This is a genomic window from Peribacillus sp. YIM B13472 (assembly GCF_042788005.1).
Taxonomy (GTDB): Bacteria; Bacillota; Bacilli; order Bacillales; family DSM-1321; genus Peribacillus; species Peribacillus simplex_E.
Genome location: NZ_JBHZPG010000001.1, coordinates 62929 through 80607 on the forward strand (window position 1 = coordinate 62929; position 17679 = coordinate 80607).

Below are 17679 nucleotides of genomic sequence, written 5' to 3' on the forward strand. Positions count from 1 at the left end.
CCTTTTAAAAGTTACATTATAATAAAGAAGTATTACAAAATATGCCTTATATGTAAATAGATTCGCAAAAAAAGACAAAACTTCTTAAATTGCGATAATGCAATACCCACTAGCAGACAAGATATGACGGAAATTTCTAAGCTTGAACCTCTTATATTGATTAGGAAGATTTCATATGCAGCCATTTCCGAAAATCGATTCGAAAGTTCTGCAATTTGGATATCATTATTATTTTCCGCTTAATTACTTCGGTCGCTTCTCTATAATGGACGCACAATATTTTTCATGGTTATAACCCTCAATTGTGATTCCAAGATATTAAATGATGAAAAAAAGGAATCCAATAAAGGATTCCCCATTAATTAATGAAAATTCCATATGCTTTCCGTTAACTAAAAAAAGGATTAGAACATCCTCTTCTACATTACTCGAATGGCAAATAAATATGAAAGCTCGTCCCTTTTCCCACTTCGCTTTCCACTTCTATATAGCCATTGTGCTCTTCAATGATTTTATAGCTGACCATGAGCCCGAGCCCGGTTCCCCTATCTTTCGTCGTATAAAAAGGTTCACCCAATTTTTTTAGCATTTCCGTTGAAATCCCCATGCCTTTGTCGGTAATTGAAATGCAAACGTATTTCTCTGAAAATCGGCTTGTTTTAATGTGAACAGATCCCCCATCCGGCATGACTTCCAATGCATTTTTGATGATGTTAATGAACACTTGCTTTAACTGGTTCGCTTCACATAAAACCTTAAATTCATCTTCTTCAAAGTCTGTCTCGAATTGAATATTTTCCAATAGTGCCTGAGCGGCCAGTAATTCCAGTGTCTCTCTCAATATGGTATGAACATCCTGTTTGAAAATTTTTAGCGCCTGCGGTTTTGCCAGTACCAAAAATTCCGTGATAATGGTTTCGATTCGATTAATTTCGGAAGTAATCACATGGAAATAAGTAGAAAACTCCCCTTTAACACCATCCTCAAGCAACTGGATAAAACCTTTTAAGGCTGTCATTGGATTCCTGATTTCGTGAGCAATTCCGGCCGCTAGTTCACCAACGACATTCAAAGTATCCGATTTTCGGATTTGTTCCTGCATTTCTAGATTTTTACTAACATCACGGAAAATGCTTAAATTCAGGTTAGAATATAAGTTTTTCCTCGTCAAAAATTCAATATGCTTAACTCTTCCATCTTCGTATGTTATCGGAATGATGGAAGAGTAGACCTCATGCTTATAAACATTTTCAATGTGAGCGTTCAAGACAGGAGCATTTTCAGGAATTTTTTCGATGAATCCCTTTACAGATAAAGATACCAGTTTGCGCTTCGAAATCTCCAATATTTTCTGACCCGCTTCATTAATATCGGTGAACCCTTCATGATTCCATAATATCAAGCCGTCTAATGTTCCCTCAAAAATCTTCCTGAACTTCTTCTCACTATCCCTTAATTCCTTCTCAATCAGCCAGCGCTCACTGACATTTCGAAAAATCGTTACGTTATATCCGTCACCTTCATGTTTTTTGGCAGTCAATTCAAGCAATTTAATTTGGTTATTAGGCATTTTATAAATCAGCTCACCCCGTACCTGGGTGTCTCTTTCAAACGTTTCCATCATATGAACAAAATGGTTATTATTGCTGTACACGTATTTCCAGATATGACTGCCGATCAACTCCTCTCTGCTGGATTCGAATATTTTACATGCTGAATGATTGACCCGAAAAATGATCCCGTCATCATTCCAGAATATGATCGCGTCCATCGATTGGTCGAATAATTCGGCAAAAATCCGTTCGCTCGTCTCTAACTTTTTTTCTATTATATTCGATTCTGTAATTTTTCGAAGCACCGACATATATAATTCATTTCCTACCGTTGAACTTATCGAGAAAGTGAAATGATGCAGTTCATTCCCAACCTTTATCTCTACCTCTCCTTTGAAGTTCGACTCATCAAAGGCTCTTTGTATGCTCTCATCCCAATATTCCCTATAATCTGGGGATATGAGGTCCCTCATATTCTTACCGACAATCTCTTTTTTCGGGATGCCCAAGACATGGATAAAGGCATGGTTCACTTCCATTATTATTCCTGAACTGTCGAATAGAACGATGCTTTCTATGGCTGTATCGAAGATGTCCAAAAACATCTGCCTTGACATCCTTGTTTCCCTTGACGAAGAAACATCCAATGTCACATCCCCCAAACGGTAGAACTGCTGTCCTTCGGAAAGTGAGCCTATACGCATAAACTCTATTTGCTTAAGGGCTCCGGTATGTAGCTGGATAATTTGCCTTTCACTTTCATTCGAGGTTTTTAGGGAACTTGACACTTCCTGGTTATTTAAAGGGATGACATCGAGAAAATCAGTTATCTTCATTGACTCCAGCTGCTCTTTCGCGGTTTCCAGCAGGGCACAAGCGGCATCATTTGCATAAGTGAGACGCAGTTCCTCATCAACCCTAATATAAGGCTCTGACATCGAATTGAAAATGTTCAAAAACCCTTCGATCTGTTTATTCAATTTTAAAATTTCCTGTTTATATTCCGTTTCATTCTCATAACCGATTTTCATATTAACCCCCCTCATCAATACCCCTACTTACCAACTTTATTCGACATCCATCTTGATTTTCCTAGGTGTTTTTCGAAAATCGGCGCAATCACGCTATTCTAAAATTATCCTATATATCAAATTATAGTATATTGAATACTATAAAACTTAGCGTTAAGCTTAATTTAAGGTTTTTATAATAAATTTAATAAATATTGATTTAGTACAAGGTATTTAGGGTATAAGAAATAACAATGCTTTCTAGCTACCTTAAAATTTATTAAATGGAGGCAACAATGAAACAACGTGATTTTTTCTTCGATAACGCCAAGTTCATTCTCATGGCTTTTGTCGTCTTTGGACATTTGCTGAATACGTATATACATGACAGTGAAACGATATATGCTTTATATAAAACCATTTATTCCTTTCACATGCCTGCCTTTATCCTTGTTTCAGGGTTCTTTGCGAAAGGTTTTTATCAAAAAGGGTATTTAGGTAAGATTACTAAAAAACTGATTTTACCCTATATCATTTTCCAATTGATATATACCGTTTACTACTATTTCTTATATGAACGTTCTGCCATCACTGTAGACCTGCTTGACCCCCAATGGTCGCTATGGTTCCTGATCAGTTTATTCTGTTGGAACATCATGCTCCTTGGTTTCTCAAAGCTAAAGCCATCAGTAGGCATAGGTTTATCTTTTTTAATCGCCTTATTGATTGGATATATTGACTATATCTCCAATTACCTTAGTCTCTCCAGGACATTCGTTTTTTTCCCGATGTTTTTGATCGGGTACCATTTAAGCAAGGAACATTTAAAAAAACTATTCACTCCCAAAGTTCGTTTGGCTTCACTCAGTGTCATGTTAGTGATTTTTATCGGTTTTTATTTAAATGCCGATATCAATTATAAATGGCTACTCGGTTCGAAACCATATGCCGAACTTGAAGATGCGACAATCGTGTCCATGTTTAAACGCCTAGGATTTTATGGATTGAGCATAATTTCAGTGTTCAGCTTCCTTTCGTTCATCCCACGCGGACAATATTTCTTTACGAACTGGGGTAAACAAACCCTTTATGTCTATCTGCTGCATGGTTTCTTCATTCGGTTTTTCCGTGAAAGCACCATACAGGAATACTTCAGCAATACAGAGAGCTTTATCATGCTCGCCGGCCTCTCTTTCTTGATTACCGTGTTATTATCAAGTGAAATGATCGCTACCATGGCGCAGCCGATCATCGAATTGAAAGCGACCAAGACAAAACGTTTCATGACTAAAACGAAAGAGTATATTAAACAAGCTTTTTAAAAAAACGGATGAAGCATTTTCTGCTTTATCCGTTTTTTTTCAAATTCCATTTCATTTCGACTTTTAGGCTAAAAAGATTCCCCTTCAATACCATAACTCATTTTTCAAATGGAGCACGCTATGGTAAAATTACTCGTTAGTGCTTGTTGGCTTAAAAAGACATGTACACGAAAGGAGCCAGGCGTTTCTTTTACGCCCTTTAACATGAATATAATAATCAGTACTCTTAACGCAAAATATATCCATACATCGCTATCCATTCGATATTTAAAAGCTTATGCCCAGCCCGATTATGATGTACAGCTGGCAGAATATACGATAAAAGATCCAATTATGAACATAGTTGGTGACCTTCATTCCAAAAAACCTGATGTCATAGGGTTCAGCTGCTATATTTGGAACATCGAAGAAACAATGAAAGTCGTAGCCATGCTGAAGAAGATCAATCCAGAATTGGTTATCATTCTCGGCGGACCTGAAGTCACCTATGATGTTGGGGAATGGCTTGATCAGATTCCCGGGGCTGATTTCATAGTAATTGGCGAAGGTGAAGTCACCTTCAAGGCCCTTTTATCTGAAATTGAAGGTTCGAATGACTATAAGAAGGTCGGCGGCATTGCGTATCGACAGGATGGAAAAAAAATCATCCAGCCTCAGAACGGCAAGGTTGATTTGAAATCCCTCCCTTCTCCATATCGTTTGGAGGAAGACCGCGGCGACCTATCTAAACGTGTCACCTATATCGAAACTAGCCGAGGGTGCCCGTTCAGCTGCCAATTTTGCCTTTCATCAATTGAAGTGGGTGTCAGGTATTTTGATCGTGAAAAGATTAAAGAAGATATCAGATACCTTATGGCTAATGGTGCCAAGACCATTAAGTTCGTTGACCGAACCTTCAATATTAGCCGAAGCTATGCCATGGAGATGTTTCAATTCTTAATCGATGAACATCTTCCCGGTGTGGTTTTCCAGTTCGAGATCACGGCGGACATCATGCGTCCGGAAGTTATCCAGTTCTTGAACGATAATGCCCCTGCAGGACTGTTCCGCTTTGAAATAGGGGTACAATCAACGAATGATCATACGAATGATCTTGTAATGAGAAGGCAGAACTTCGAAAAACTGACCAGGACCGTAACGATGGTAAAAGAAGGGCAGAAAATTGATCAGCATTTAGACCTAATTGCCGGTTTACCAGAAGAGGATTATCATTCTTTCAGAAAGACTTTCAATGATGTTTTCGAGCTCAGACCCGAAGAGATGCAGCTTGGTTTCTTAAAGATGCTTCGTGGCACTGGCTTACGGATACGTGCCGCTGAACACCAATATATATACAGCGAACATGCTCCATATGAAATCCTAGGAAATAATGTTTTATCCTTCGATGACATTGTCCGCATTAAACAGGTTGAAGATGTCCTTGAAAAATACTGGAACGACCATAGAATGGATCATACCACGGAATATCTTGTCAAAACAGTATTTCAATCACCATTCGACTTCTTTCAAGATTTCGGTACCTATTGGGATGAACAAGGCTGGTCACGAATCGGACATCAGCTTGAAGACTTGTTCAGACGCTTACAGCAGTTTTTGGCTTCCCGGGAATCTGCTGAACTGAAAAACATTAACGGACTCATGAAATTGGATTATTTCATGAACCAAAAATACAAACCACGTAAGCCTTGGTGGGAAGCTTCCCTAGATAAAAGTGGGCGGAAAGAGATATATGAAGAGATTCTGAATAAGCCTGAAAAGCTTGGTTCCTCTTTCACAGCCTTGGCACTTAATGAAAAAGAAATACACAAGCACACATTGCTCGAGGCACTTCCCTTTGATTTGGAAACGTATTTAGCTGAGGGAACAATCGTCGAGAAACCATCGTTCATGCTTGCCTATTTTGATCCGAGTGGTAAGGGATCAACGATTTTCCCTCTCTCAAAATCTGGCACCATCATTTTTTAAAAATAAGGACGGACCCAAGAATTGGGTCCGTCCTTATTTACTTATCACTATCACGTTTTTTATTTTCTTTTGCCAAAATTTCATAAATTTTAGTTGCGTTCATATCGCCGCTGAATTCGATTCCAAATTCAGTTCGTACATGTTGTCCCATCTTTTCCTGGCTGTTCTGTTTTTCTTTATCCATTAACTTCTTCCTTTTCTGCCTTGCTTTGAATTACGGTTGGCACCTTTCATTGCGTTTTCCTCCAATGCGAACTCATTGGAAAATTCATTTTCAGCTTGGTTTCTTTTTGGCGTTTTACTTGCTTTGACAGCACCATCCACATTGGCTTTCCGTTTCATTTTCATCCACCCTTTTCATATAGTTTACATTTTAGAATGGGGTAAAAATGCCTGAAATTATTCAGGGATAATATAGGGACAGACGAGAAAAATAACCGTAAAACGGAAAGGGAGACACTACATGAAAAAGAAATTGGATTCACCAATTGTCGACGATACACAACCACACCAAATTAATGCACCAAGCTTTAAGGGAACCGGCATAAAACCACAGGCTCCATTCGTCAATGATTTTGGAGTCGTCATTGGCGACAGTAAATATGCATCTGAAAACTCACCACTCGAAAATTGGAGCGAAGATACAGACCCGGAAATCATGGCTGGAGACGAATGGATACACCCCACCAATGATATAGGCTGGAATTCAACTGAAAACCGTGAACTGTTAGAGGCTAAAAAAGCGCCGCAGCCACCTTTCATGCATCCCGATAAGGATGTGAGCACTGATACGGATTGAATCGTTCTTGAGGGTCCAAGGAACAAGTGAAATCCCATTAAAATACAAGGGGTGCATCATCCACACCCCTTCTTCTCATTTTACCTGCAAAATCAACTTCCCTTTCGTTTGACGGGCGTTCATTTCCTCATGAACGGCTGCTGCCTTTTCAATTGGGTAGATGCCGCCGATAGTTAGCTTAAGCTCCCCGGACGCGACGTAAGAAAAAAGGTCTTGAATGCTAGGCAACAGCAAATTTGGGTGTTTCATGATCTGTGGCAAGAAAAAACCTACGACGGATTGATTGCGCCTCATTAATTGCTGCGGGTTCATCGTATAAGGTTTACGACTAGCATTACCAAAAACAACAAGACGTCCAAATGGAGCCAAACACTTCAATGTTTTATTGAAAATATCCCCTCCTGCCATTTCTAGAGCCACGTCTACTCCCTTTCCTCCCGTGACCTCACGGACTTTCATTTCCCATCCTTCTTTTGTGTAATCGATAAGTTCATCAGCCCCCATCGATTTAGCCAGTTCCAACTTTTCCACTGTGCTGGCGGTGGCAATCACTTTTCCAGCCCCGAAGATTTTGGCTAATTGTACGGCAATCGTTCCCACTCCACCTGCAGCAGCATGGACCAATACCGTTTCCCCCTGTTGCATGCGTCCCATTGTCTTTAGAATATGATAGGCGCTCAGACCTTGAAGGGGCAGGGCAACAGCTTCATGGAACTGAATGGCATCAGGAAGCGGAATGGCCGAGAATTCATCTGAAAGGGCATATTCTGAATATCCACCCGATTCAATTAAACTCACGACCCTTGTACCAGGTTTGATTTTGGTCACCTTTCCACCAACTTCCACCACAACGCCAGCCACTTCCGCACCTGGAATGAACGGAAGCGGCGTAGGTACTACATATTGCCCTTCCCTTCTGGCTGTATCTGCATAATTGACGCCGACACAATCGATTTCAATCAGAACTTCATGCCCAGTTGGCACGGGCCTTTCCATTTCAGTCAATTTCAGTACTTCCGGTCCGCCGTATTCTTCAAAATGAATGGCTCTCATCTTTATCCCTCCCTTATTAATTTCCTGTAAATTCCGGTTTTCTTTTTTCTTTGAACGCTGCAACTCCCTCCAGATGATCTTCTGTGGAGGCCATCAAGGTTTGCGTGATACGTTCCTGTTCGAGCATTTCATCAAGTGTAGCCGTAAATGAATGGCTAACGAGCTTTTTCATCATCCCATAAGCTTTTGTTGATCCATTTGCCAGCTTTTCAGCAAGTTTCAATGATTCCTCTTCAAGTTGATTGAGTGGATATATATAATTAATGACACCTAACTGGTGTAAGCGTTCCGCAGAAATTGGCTCGGCAGTAAAGAAGAGCTGCTTTGCAAGGTGGGGCCCTACTAATTTAGGTAAAAAATACGAACCACCTCCATCAGAGATCAGTCCTACCTGTGAAAAACTCATGGCAAATTGACTATCATCGGAAGCCACGATCAAATCACAGGCGAGTGCCAAATTAAATCCGGCCCCTGCCGCAAATCCATGGACGGCAGCGATTACGGGAACCTCAGAAGCATCCAGAGCCAATATGCATTCATTCATTCTGCCAACATGATCATACAATTGACTTGCAGAGGCCTTCCCCATTGACTTAACGTCACCTCCTGCAGTGAATGATCTTCCCGCCCCTTTGATGATAACTGCCCTTATATGTGGTGTTTGTTTTACATCCTTAATCGCTTTCGTTAAGCTTGCAATCATATCCGGACTAAATGCATTCAAGCTTTCAGGACGATTCAAAGTCAGGATCATTACATTATCGGTTACTTCTGTCAATAAGTGTTCTTTTAACATTTACCCATCCCCTTTTTCTATTTGATCAACCAGCCGCCATCCACCAATAAATCCGTCCCAGTCATATAGGAAGCCTCCGGCGAAGCAGCAAAGGCAATAACATTACTTATTTCCTCCGCTTTCCCCACTCTTTCCAGTGCCGTGTTCCGTTGAATCGACTTTACGAATTTTTCATTTTGCAATCCATCCTCCGTTAAAGGCGTTTCAATGAATCCCGGTGATACGGAATTGACCCGAATGCCGGCTGCAGCGAGTTCCAGTGCCAATGATTTCGTTAAACTGATGACCCCTGCTTTAGCAGAGCTGTAATGCGGGATGAATGCCCCTGCCTGATGTCCTGACAGTGAAGCCACATTCACGATTGCCCGATTGATGGCTTTATTTCCACTGCCCGCTCCTTCTTCCATCACTTTTCCTAAGTACTTGGAAACTAGAAAGACACTTTTCAAATTGACATGTTGAATCATATCCCAATCAGCTGAAGATGTATCCAAAAGCTTCGAGGACTTTGATCCACCTGCATTATTGATTAAAATGTGTAGATCACGATATTGTTCCTTCACATACATGGCCAGATTCTTTACATCTTCCTCGAGGGTAACATCTGCAGGGAAAATGTCGGCCACTGGAATCGTGTGCCTTGCATTGATTTCTGCAGCTGCTTCCTCCAGCTTTCCTTTCGTCCGCCCTACCAACAACACTTTTGCCCCTTCATCCGACAGGCGCATCGCTGTAGCTTTCCCAATACCGGAACCTGCACCTGTCACCACCGCTATTGACTGCGAAAATCTCATGCCCTTCACTCCTTATCCAGATTTTGAACTACGTTTCCTGCCTTTTCAATTCAGCTTTGATCTTTCCATTCACCAATTCTGGGACAAGCCCCATCGAACCTTTTTGCGCCGCCAATTCCAAATCTGCGATCAAGCTGTGTTTGTCAAACAACTGTCCGACATATGATGATTTCAGGATATCAAAGGCATTTTCGCTATTCGTTCGATAAAGCGCTTTTGCAGCCTTTGCTGCATCGTTGAGTATGAACGTACCTTGTGATCCAGCAATCAGGCAATCTATCAAATGACCTGCACCGTAAAAGTCTTCCAGACTGAATTCACCTGAGTTTCCCGAACAAACGATGATGATCGTTTCTGTTTTATGATGTTTTTTTATTTTTTCAGCAACAGACGGATTATTTAACAAAGATGCGATATAAACCTTTTTGGCAGCGGCTGAATTCCTCAGCGCAACCGTTCCATTAGTCGTGGACAATATTAAAGTTTTGCCAGGTACCAACTTACTCAATAGCGTCGGACTTGGATACATTAAATCACCAACCGGCTTTGCTTTTAGTTCCCCTGCCACTATGGAATCCCCATGGTCCAATTCCTGGCTTTTCACCAAGGCATCCACTGGATCCATGACAGGTATCACCTGGCGTGCTCCATCATGAAGTGCTGAAATAATCGTTGTGGTTGCTAATAACACATCCAGGATGACCGCAACTTTATCCCCCTCTTGGAGCTTTTCACTATCTATTTCTTCTTTTTTTAATAGCAAATGAATGTTTTGTATATATTCCATTTAATTAAACTTCCTTCGCAGCTACATTTGCAGCATGAGTGAGTAAACCTTTAACCGTTTTTCCGAGATTGGAAAAACGGGGATCATTAGTCTGGCCCTTTTTATATCGATAATAGATTTGCTGAAGGATGACTGCTAACTTAAAGTAACCAAAGGTTAAATAAAAATCGACGTTGGAAACATCCCTGCCACTCCTTGCTGCATACGTCTCGATAAATTCCCTTCGTGTCAGGAAACCAGTTAAAGTCGTGATTGACGCTTGACCCACACCGAATTTGATAAGTTCCGGGTCACCGCTTTCCGTCCAGTAGCTTAAAGCCACTCCTAGATCGGCTAGCGGATCACCAACGGTGGACATTTCCCAATCAAATAAACCAACCATCTCTGAAAGGTCCTTGTTAAACATGGCATTATTGATCTTATAGTCATAATGGATAATTGAAGTCTGGCTTTTTTTCGGGATATTCTGTTTAAAATAATCGATAAGCGGACGAATTTCCTTGATTTCATCTGTCTTTGCTCTCTCATAGCGGGAAATCCATCCGCGTACTTGTCTTTCAATGAACCCTTCAGGTTTAGAAATTTCCACCAATCCCGTTTTCTCATGGGGAATCGAGTGAAGATCAGCAAGCCGATTGACCATCACATTTGAAAGCTGTCTGCACTTTTCAACCGTAGGCTCTGTTCCCTTGGGGAATTCGGTATCTATTACAATTCCATGTTTCCTTTCCATTAGGAAAAAAGGGGCCCCCGCAATCGATTCATCATCCGAGAACAGAATAGGCTCGGGAGCTGCTTGAAAATATGGGTTGATTGAGGAAAGGATATGATGTTCACGCTTCATATCATGCGCCTTTGGAGCAACAGGACCAAGAGGTGGCCTTCTGAGAACAGCCTCCCACTCACCAATTTTCAGCTGATAGGTCAAATTGGAATAGCCCATGGGAAATTGTTGCAATTCTAACGGTTCATTTGGAAGGTCCAATACATTTTTTCTTAGGAAATCCTCTAATGCACCAATATTCAGTTCCTCGCCGGGCCGAACAGGAATCGTATCGTCCACCATGTTCTTCCACTCCTTTAGACTTTTGTCATTCTAATTTTGAACAAGATGTGAAATGAGCTTTTCTTTAATAAATTCAGGAATAGGTTCACTTTTTTGATTCAAAAAATTAAAACAGACTAAAACTGCACTTCCCCTAGCAATCACTTCCCCAGTTTGTGAACAGAGGATATCATGGACCATTTCACAACTTTTCGTACCTACCTTTGTCAAAGATGTCCGGATGGTCAAGAGTTGATTGAAATATCCCTGAGCAATAAAGTCGCATTTAGTGGAGGCTAACAAAAAATTCCAAGATTCGACATTCACCGCTAGACCTAAAGCCTCAAAAAACTTCATGCGTGCTTCTTCGAGGTATAAGAAATAGCTTGTGTTATTGATGTGGCCCAAAGCATCCGTTTCGGAAAAACGGACGTTGACTTCCAATTCATGCATAAGACCCCTCCTTGATTAACGATGTACGAAAGCAGGTTTACGTTTATCCAAGAAGGCGGAAACCCCTTCTTTAACATCTTCAGTTTGGAAGATTTCTTCAAAAAGATTCGTTTCAATCTCTAGACCTTGTTCAAGCGTTGCCTCACTTCCTTCATTAATCGCTTTCTTGATTCTCGATAGTGCCTGAAGTGAGTGCCTTGTCAATCGTGAGGCCAAGATTTTCGCTTCCGATAAGCCGCAGCCTTGCTCAACGACTTTATTGACAAGCCCGATTTTTTCCGCTTCTATGGCACCAAGCGGATCACCGGTAAATATAATCTCTTTTGCTTTTGCGTTTCCTACAAGTCTGGACAAACGCTGTGTACCGCCAGCTCCAGGAAATAAGCCCAATTTCACTTCCGGCAGACCAATTTGAACCTGTGTTTCTGCCACTCGCAAATCACAGGTCAGAGCCAGTTCGCATCCGCCGCCCAAAGTCAGGCCATTTAATACGGCTATCGTAGGTTTAGGTAACTGGTCGATTTTGGTTAGGACGGCATGACTTTCCTTTACCATTTCTTTCATATTCGGGTTCCCCATCATGTTAGGGAATTCTTTAATATCGGCACCAGCTGCAAATGCGATATTGCCTGCACCGGTTATGAGTACCGCAACCGTTTCAGTATCTTTTGAAAGTTCATCGAATATTTCTCCCAATTCTCTAAAAACTTGTTTACTGATTACGTTTAATGGAGGATTATCGATGGTGATGACAGACAGCTTATTTTCCTTAACCACTCTAATTAATTTTGTCATCAATTCTTCACTCCTTGGTTTGGATAATCATACCAGCCTTTTCCTGTTTTCCTTCCTAAATCTCCTTTATTCACCTTTTCTTCAATACAAGCATTTGGTTTGTCTTCTGGATTTCCAGTTTCATTGTATCGCTGCTGCATGACAAAATATCCTACATCAATACCTGATAGATCCATCAGTTCAAAAGGGCCGATGGGATGGCCTAAAGCCTTCCTGCAAATTAAATCGATATCCTTATAGTCCACAATCCCTTCTTCATACAAATATAAGGCCTCACGCTGCAACGCTCCCAAAATTCGGTTGGCTACGAAACCCGATATCTCTTTCCTCAACAAAACTCCTGTCCTATTCATTTTCTCTGTGACTTCCATCGCAAGCTTCGCTGTTTCCTCCGATGTTTGATCACTCATGACAACTTCAACACAATCCATTATTAGAGGCGGGAAAAAGAAATGCATATTAATGAACCTATCCGGACGCTTCGTCACACTCGCAATCAGGCTATTGACAATAGTTGAACTATTCGTTGCAAAAATGGTTTCTGCTGGGGCCAATTCTTCAAGTCTAGCAAAGACCTCCCGTTTCACATCAAGCTTTTCAACAACCGCTTCAATGATCAAATCAGCTCCACTGGCCGCTTTCTCAAGATCGGTGGTATATTGAAGACGGCTAAAAGCAGCCAACTTACGATCTTCAGACAATTTTCCTTTTTGAACCCATTTAGTCAAAATGACATCCAATTTTTCTTTGGCTGTATTCAATGCATCTTCCTGAACATCCTGAAGAATCGTTTCGTAACCTCCAAGTGCAGCAAGCATCGCAATTTGATGCCCCATCTGCCCAGCCCCAATTACGGTTATTGATTGAATTTGCTTGTTGATCATGCCTTCTATCTCCCTTCTACTAACTGGTTAGTATGTAACCTGGTCACGCTTCAATTCCCTGTAGAATCATCCCCATAAAAATGGCTGCAACTTCCTGTTCGGTTTTTTCACCTTCTGGGTCGAACCAATGATAGCTCCAATTGGCCACACCCAAAATAGCAAAAGAGATGATGGATGCATCGAGATTGGAACGTAGTTCTCCGCTCTCGATGCCGCTAATCAGCACTTGCTCGATTTTATTACGGAACTCATCCCGCTTAGGAAGGATTTGTGCAAGTTTTTCGTCACTTAGATTTTTCATTTCACGGAAAAAGACCGTTGCGCTGGATTTTTTGGTTTTGATGCTTTTTAAAAGCATCAATACCATATCGAAAAGCTTATCCTTACAGCTTTTCCCAGGCTCCAACATGATTATTTCCTGCTCACTAAGCAACTCGTCTATATAAGCTAGATGAATATCCATAAGCAACTGCTCTTTGCTCGTAAAGTAATAATAAAACGTTCCCTTCGTAACCCCGACCGACTCGACGATATCGGAAATCGACGTTTCACTAAAGCCCTTCTTTTCAAATAAGCGTATGCTATGTTCTGTCATTTTTTCTTTCATGTTTGCATCCTCGCAATCTGTTAAAATTTCAGCTGAATTGATATCATACGCGTTCGTACTATCAAAGCTCTCTTATTTCCTGGAAAGTTCTTCTCTTAAAGCCCGCCTTAAAATCTTTCCGACATTTGTTTTCGGTAACTCATCACGAAATTCAACGAAATGCGGAACTTTATAAGCCGATAGGTTTGCTCGGCAGTAATCGATGATTTCCCGTTCATTTGCCGTTTTATTATTTTTAAGTACAAGCACAGCTTTTACCGACTCCCCTCGGTAAGCATCTGGAACTCCGATGACAACCGCTTCCTGGACAGCAGGATGTTCATAAAGAACTTCCTCCACATCTCGCGGATATATATTATAACCACTTGCGATGATCAAATCTTTTTTCCTGTCGACAATATAGAGGTATCCATCTTCATCAACTTTGGCGATATCACCCGTATAAAGCCAACCATCCCTTAGGGTCACCGCCGTTTCCTCCGGCATATTCCAGTAACCTTTCATCACTTGAGGCCCTTTGACGACCAATTCCCCCAATTCGCCAGATCCCACTTCTTTTGTTCCGTCTCCCAGGTCCATCACTTTATATTCAGTCGAAGGGAAACCAATCCCCACGCTCCCAGGCTTCCTTTTTGCAAATGCCGGGTTACAATGCGTTGTTGGCGAAGCTTCCGTAAGTCCGTAGCCTTCCAATATCTTCGCACCTGATTTTCGTTCGAACTCACGCAGCAGTTCCACGGGCATCGGTGCACTTCCGCTGTTACAGACCTGAATGGAGCCCATTCCATATTCTTCTGCCTTTGGATGATTCGTCAACGCTACATACATGGTCGGTACACCAGGAAAAGTGGTCGGCTGTTCACGCTTAATCGTTTCCAGCACTTCTTCTATTTCAAATCGTGGCAGCATGATGGAATCACCCGCGATATACACGGATAAATTCATTGCGGACGTCATTCCAAAAACATGAAAAAGCGGGATGACCGACAGCGTTCTTTCAGAGCCCATTTTTAATTCATGCTTGAAGAATTCATACGATTGAACGACATTTGCCAGAATATTGCTGTGAGTCAGCATCGCCCCTTTTGAACGGCCTGTCGTTCCTCCTGTATACTGAAGAACGGCTATATCATTTTCCGGATCGATTGATACTTGATTGATTTTGCCGTCCCCTGTCTTCATGAATTGGTCAAAAGAAGCATCAGGCTGGAAATCTGCATCCGAAGACTGAAGGCTTACGGCGATGATATTTTTCAGATTTGCATGTTGCTGCACACATTTCACTTTCGGGTATAATCCATCCAATACAACGATCGTTTCAGCACCGGAGTCCTGTAAAATATGCTGCAGCTCCCTTTCAACCAGCATTGGGTTGATTTGGGTGATAATGGCTCCTGTTGCCAACGATCCATAATAAGCTATAACGTATTGCGGACAGTTAGGTAGCATGATGGCGACGCGATCGCCTTTTTGAACACCTTTTTTTTGCAGGGCTGAAGCAAAGGCTTGCGACGCATGAAAAAGTTCCTGATAGGATATCTTTCGGTCATAAAAAGTAATAGCTGTATTGTTTGGATAGGACTGACATGCATTTTGAAGGATCCTTTGCATCGGAAAATCCGGGACTTTTATTTCCTTTGAAATTGAATCAGGATAAACGGAAAGCCATTTTTTTTCATTCATCATTTCATACCCTCCAGCCATATTTACTTACCTTTCATTACTTTGCATGTGCCCCCCCATCGACAATCAAGATATTTCCAGTCACAAAATCGGATGCTCTTGAGGCCAGGAAAACCGCTGCCCCTTTCAAATCATCATCACTCCCTAATCTTTTTAGCGGCGTGGAATCCAAGATAGGATTCTTTCCTTGCTCAAGAACCTCTTTCGTCATTTTTGTCGGAAAGAATCCGGGTGCGATTGCATTAACATTGATATTATGCTGCCCCCATTTAACAGCTAAATCCTTCGTTAAAGTAATGACCGCCCCTTTACTTGTATTATATCCGACCGTATCGAGCACTCTCGGGTCGGTCCCCCCTAATCCGGCAACGGAAGCGATGTTTATGATTTTCCCATGTCCCTGCTCAATCATGATCCTGCCTGTTGTCTGGCTCATGATAAAGGTTCCGGTTACATTGACATTCATCACCTTCTGCCATGCTTCAAGGGGCATGTCGACGGCTGGTGCCCCCCAGGATGCCCCGCTATTGTTTACTAAAATGTCGATGGCACCAAATTCACGGTAAGTTTCGTTAACAACTTCCTGTACATCTGATGGATTGGTGATATCACACTTCAGGGAAAGCGCCTTGACTCCAAGCTTTTCGATTTGTGAAGCAACTTCGTCGCATGCCTCCTTCTTCCTTGAACAAAGAACGACATTTGCCCCAGCTTCGGCAAAGCCGGTCGCTATTTGTGCTCCCAATCCTCTCCCTCCACCGGTTATGATCGCCGTCTTTCCAGTTAGATCGAATAAGTCGGTAACTTTCATATTTTCACCTCATGCTTTTGTTGGTATTTTCGAAGCTCTATCTTAGCAACTTGTGAGCGGTGAACTTCATCGGGACCATCAGCAAGCCTTAAAGTCCGTGCATTTGCCCAATGTGCAGCAAAAGGGAAATCATCGGAAATCCCTGCAGCTCCAAAGCCTTGGATGGCCCTGTCCAGCACATTCAATGCCATATTTGGTGCCACCACTTTTATCATGGCAATCTCCGCCTTCGCTTCCTTGTTCCCGACAGTATCCATCATATAAGCAGCTTTTAAGGTCAGAAGTCTTGCTTGTTCGATTTCAATGCGTGAATCAGCAACCCACTCCATGATCACACCTTGTCTCGCCAATGTTTTACCAAAAGCGACACGATTTTGAATACGCTTACATAATTCTTCAAGAGCTCTTTCAGCAGCGCCGATCAGCCTCATGCAATGATGTATCCTTCCGGGTCCGAGTCTTCCTTGGGCAATCGCAAATCCTTTGCCTTCACCCCATAGAATATTCGTTGCCGGGACCCTCACATTTTCAAAAGTGATTTCGGCATGGCCATGCGGGGCATGATCATAACCAAACACAGGGAGCATTCTCTCAATTTTGACACCCGGTGTATCCAGCGGTACAAGAATCATTGACTGTTGTTCATGCTTGGACGCCTCAGGATCTGTCTTACCCATGACGATGGCAATCTTACATCGAGGATCGCCTGCTCCTGAAGACCACCATTTTCGGCCGTTTATGACATACTCATTACCCGTCTTTTCTATCCTGCATTCGATATTGGTCGCATCGGAAGACGCCACTTCCGGTTCTGTCATCGAGAAGCATGAGCGGATTTCCCCAGCAAGCAAGGGCTTCAGCCAGCGTTCTTTATGTTCATCTGAACCGTATCTCACCAACACTTCCATATTCCCAGTGTCCGGCGCATTACAGTTGAAGATTTCAGGCCCTATCGACGACCTACCCATGATTTCACAAAGCGGGGCATATTCTAGATTTGTTAAACCCGCGCCATAACCGCTATCAGGTAAAAATAAATTCCATAATCCTTCTTCTTTTGCTTTTGCCGTCAATTCAGATAAAATCGGGGGTATTTCACTCCAGCGGCTCTTTTGTGCTTCGAGCTGCTTTTTGTATATTGATTCATTTGGGTAGACGTGCTTTTCCATGAATTCCGTTAACTTCTTTTCCAGATCTTTCACCTTTTGAGTATGTTCAAAGTTCAAATTGAATTCCTCCTTTTAAACTTACTAACCGGTTAGTATGTTATTACTCTTAAAGTATATACATAATTTCCAGATTTTTTCAACGATTAAATCATT

At 41.8% G+C, this 17679-nt stretch carries 18 protein-coding genes; 3 read left to right on the forward strand and 15 right to left on the reverse strand.

Annotation, left to right across the window (positions count from 1 at the left end):
- Positions 1-424: 424 nt before the first annotated feature.
- Positions 425-2584, reverse strand: a complete 2160-nt coding sequence (locus ACFX4I_RS00340; RefSeq protein ID WP_230302086.1) for a PAS domain-containing sensor histidine kinase — start codon at positions 2582-2584, stop codon at positions 425-427.
- Positions 2585-2859: 275 nt separating this feature from the next.
- On the opposite strand from ACFX4I_RS00340, the gene ACFX4I_RS00345 reads away from it, so the two are divergent.
- Together ACFX4I_RS00345 and ACFX4I_RS00350 are read left to right on the forward strand one after the other, a co-directional pair.
- Positions 2860-3885, forward strand: a complete 1026-nt coding sequence (locus ACFX4I_RS00345) for an acyltransferase family protein (protein ID WP_283932737.1) — start codon at positions 2860-2862, stop codon at positions 3883-3885.
- Between the two features lie 204 nt (positions 3886-4089).
- Positions 4090-5850 (forward strand): B12-binding domain-containing radical SAM protein, encoded by a 1761-nt coding sequence (locus tag ACFX4I_RS00350; RefSeq protein ID WP_377418718.1) that lies wholly within the window; start codon positions 4090-4092, stop codon positions 5848-5850.
- A 37-nt stretch (positions 5851-5887) separates the two neighbouring features.
- On the opposite strand, the gene ACFX4I_RS00355 is transcribed toward ACFX4I_RS00350, so the two are convergent.
- A complete protein-coding gene (locus tag ACFX4I_RS00355) occupies positions 5888-6034 on the reverse strand; it encodes a hypothetical protein (protein WP_179891043.1) in 147 nt (48 codons plus the stop codon).
- On the reverse strand, positions 6034-6192 hold the full coding sequence (locus ACFX4I_RS00360) for a hypothetical protein (protein ID WP_098371175.1): 159 nt from the start codon (positions 6190-6192) through the stop codon (positions 6034-6036). The genes ACFX4I_RS00355 and ACFX4I_RS00360 overlap by 1 nt, the downstream gene beginning before the upstream one ends.
- A 121-nt stretch (positions 6193-6313) precedes the next feature.
- On the opposite strand from ACFX4I_RS00360, the gene ACFX4I_RS00365 reads away from it, so the two are divergent.
- Complete coding sequence (locus tag ACFX4I_RS00365; RefSeq protein ID WP_230302083.1) at positions 6314-6649, forward strand: DUF3905 domain-containing protein; 336 nt, start codon at positions 6314-6316, stop codon at positions 6647-6649.
- A gap of 75 nt (positions 6650-6724) precedes the next feature.
- Here the strand turns inward: ACFX4I_RS00365 and ACFX4I_RS00370 are convergent, their stop codons facing one another.
- The 12 genes from ACFX4I_RS00370 to ACFX4I_RS00425 all read right to left on the reverse strand — a co-directional run bounded on the left by ACFX4I_RS00370 (position 6725) and on the right by ACFX4I_RS00425 (position 17583).
- A complete protein-coding gene (locus ACFX4I_RS00370) occupies positions 6725-7702 on the reverse strand; it encodes a quinone oxidoreductase family protein (RefSeq protein ID WP_377418292.1) in 978 nt (325 codons plus the stop codon).
- Positions 7703-7718: 16 nt separating this feature from the next.
- Positions 7719-8498 carry an enoyl-CoA hydratase/isomerase family protein gene (locus ACFX4I_RS00375; protein WP_283932735.1) on the reverse strand — a complete coding sequence of 260 codons (780 nt, stop codon included), beginning with the start codon at positions 8496-8498 and terminating at the stop codon, positions 7719-7721.
- Positions 8499-8515: 17 nt separating this feature from the next.
- A complete protein-coding gene (locus ACFX4I_RS00380) occupies positions 8516-9292 on the reverse strand; it encodes an SDR family NAD(P)-dependent oxidoreductase (protein WP_230302080.1) in 777 nt (258 codons plus the stop codon).
- Between the two features lie 28 nt (positions 9293-9320).
- The gene (locus ACFX4I_RS00385; protein ID WP_377418295.1) at positions 9321-10079 is read right to left on the reverse strand and encodes a 2-phosphosulfolactate phosphatase; all 759 of its coding nucleotides are present in this window, start codon (positions 10077-10079) and stop codon (positions 9321-9323) included.
- Positions 10080-10083: 4 nt separating this feature from the next.
- The gene (locus ACFX4I_RS00390; protein ID WP_377418297.1) at positions 10084-11145 is read right to left on the reverse strand and encodes a phosphotransferase family protein; all 1062 of its coding nucleotides are present in this window, start codon (positions 11143-11145) and stop codon (positions 10084-10086) included.
- Between the two features lie 30 nt (positions 11146-11175).
- Complete coding sequence (locus ACFX4I_RS00395) at positions 11176-11577, reverse strand: acyl-CoA thioesterase (protein WP_377418300.1); 402 nt, start codon at positions 11575-11577, stop codon at positions 11176-11178.
- Between the two features lie 15 nt (positions 11578-11592).
- On the reverse strand, positions 11593-12372 hold the full coding sequence (locus ACFX4I_RS00400; protein ID WP_377418303.1) for an enoyl-CoA hydratase: 780 nt from the start codon (positions 12370-12372) through the stop codon (positions 11593-11595).
- The gene (locus ACFX4I_RS00405) at positions 12372-13256 is read right to left on the reverse strand and encodes a 3-hydroxyacyl-CoA dehydrogenase family protein (RefSeq protein ID WP_377418306.1); all 885 of its coding nucleotides are present in this window, start codon (positions 13254-13256) and stop codon (positions 12372-12374) included. Before ACFX4I_RS00405 ends, ACFX4I_RS00400 begins: the two co-directional genes overlap by 1 nt.
- A gap of 43 nt (positions 13257-13299) precedes the next feature.
- Entirely contained in the window at positions 13300-13863 is a 564-nt protein-coding gene (locus ACFX4I_RS00410; protein WP_063232039.1) for a TetR/AcrR family transcriptional regulator, read from the reverse strand.
- Positions 13864-13935: 72 nt separating this feature from the next.
- Positions 13936-15546 (reverse strand): long-chain-fatty-acid--CoA ligase, encoded by a 1611-nt coding sequence (locus ACFX4I_RS00415; RefSeq protein ID WP_377418721.1) that lies wholly within the window; start codon positions 15544-15546, stop codon positions 13936-13938.
- A 37-nt stretch (positions 15547-15583) separates the two neighbouring features.
- Positions 15584-16357 carry an SDR family oxidoreductase gene (locus ACFX4I_RS00420; protein WP_230302074.1) on the reverse strand — a complete coding sequence of 258 codons (774 nt, stop codon included), beginning with the start codon at positions 16355-16357 and terminating at the stop codon, positions 15584-15586.
- On the reverse strand, positions 16354-17583 hold the full coding sequence (locus ACFX4I_RS00425; protein WP_141992463.1) for an acyl-CoA dehydrogenase family protein: 1230 nt from the start codon (positions 17581-17583) through the stop codon (positions 16354-16356). The genes ACFX4I_RS00420 and ACFX4I_RS00425 overlap by 4 nt, the downstream gene beginning before the upstream one ends.
- Positions 17584-17679 lie beyond the last annotated feature (96 nt).

Excerpts from the sequence above, each read along its gene's own strand:
- ACFX4I_RS00340 (WP_230302086.1), bottom strand. The coding sequence starts at position 2,584 with ATGAAAATCGGTTATGAGAATGAAACGGAATATAAACAGGAAATTTTA.
- ACFX4I_RS00345 (WP_283932737.1), top strand. The coding sequence starts at position 2,860 with ATGAAACAACGTGATTTTTTCTTCGATAACGCCAAGTTCATTCTCATG.
- ACFX4I_RS00350 (WP_377418718.1), top strand. The coding sequence starts at position 4,090 with ATGAATATAATAATCAGTACTCTTAACGCAAAATATATCCATACATCG.
- ACFX4I_RS00355 (WP_179891043.1), bottom strand. The coding sequence starts at position 6,034 with ATGGATAAAGAAAAACAGAACAGCCAGGAAAAGATGGGACAACATGTA.
- ACFX4I_RS00360 (WP_098371175.1), bottom strand. The coding sequence starts at position 6,192 with ATGAAACGGAAAGCCAATGTGGATGGTGCTGTCAAAGCAAGTAAAACG.
- ACFX4I_RS00365 (WP_230302083.1), top strand. The coding sequence starts at position 6,314 with ATGAAAAAGAAATTGGATTCACCAATTGTCGACGATACACAACCACAC.
- ACFX4I_RS00370 (WP_377418292.1), bottom strand. The coding sequence starts at position 7,702 with ATGAGAGCCATTCATTTTGAAGAATACGGCGGACCGGAAGTACTGAAA.
- ACFX4I_RS00375 (WP_283932735.1), bottom strand. The coding sequence starts at position 8,498 with ATGTTAAAAGAACACTTATTGACAGAAGTAACCGATAATGTAATGATC.
- ACFX4I_RS00380 (WP_230302080.1), bottom strand. The coding sequence starts at position 9,292 with ATGAGATTTTCGCAGTCAATAGCGGTGGTGACAGGTGCAGGTTCCGGT.
- ACFX4I_RS00385 (WP_377418295.1), bottom strand. The coding sequence starts at position 10,079 with ATGGAATATATACAAAACATTCATTTGCTATTAAAAAAAGAAGAAATA.
- ACFX4I_RS00390 (WP_377418297.1), bottom strand. The coding sequence starts at position 11,145 with ATGGTGGACGATACGATTCCTGTTCGGCCCGGCGAGGAACTGAATATT.
- ACFX4I_RS00395 (WP_377418300.1), bottom strand. The coding sequence starts at position 11,577 with ATGCATGAATTGGAAGTCAACGTCCGTTTTTCCGAAACGGATGCTTTG.
- ACFX4I_RS00400 (WP_377418303.1), bottom strand. The coding sequence starts at position 12,372 with ATGACAAAATTAATTAGAGTGGTTAAGGAAAATAAGCTGTCTGTCATC.
- ACFX4I_RS00405 (WP_377418306.1), bottom strand. The coding sequence starts at position 13,256 with ATGATCAACAAGCAAATTCAATCAATAACCGTAATTGGGGCTGGGCAG.
- ACFX4I_RS00410 (WP_063232039.1), bottom strand. The coding sequence starts at position 13,863 with ATGAAAGAAAAAATGACAGAACATAGCATACGCTTATTTGAAAAGAAG.
- ACFX4I_RS00415 (WP_377418721.1), bottom strand. The coding sequence starts at position 15,546 with ATGAATGAAAAAAAATGGCTTTCCGTTTATCCTGATTCAATTTCAAAG.
- ACFX4I_RS00420 (WP_230302074.1), bottom strand. The coding sequence starts at position 16,357 with ATGAAAGTTACCGACTTATTCGATCTAACTGGAAAGACGGCGATCATA.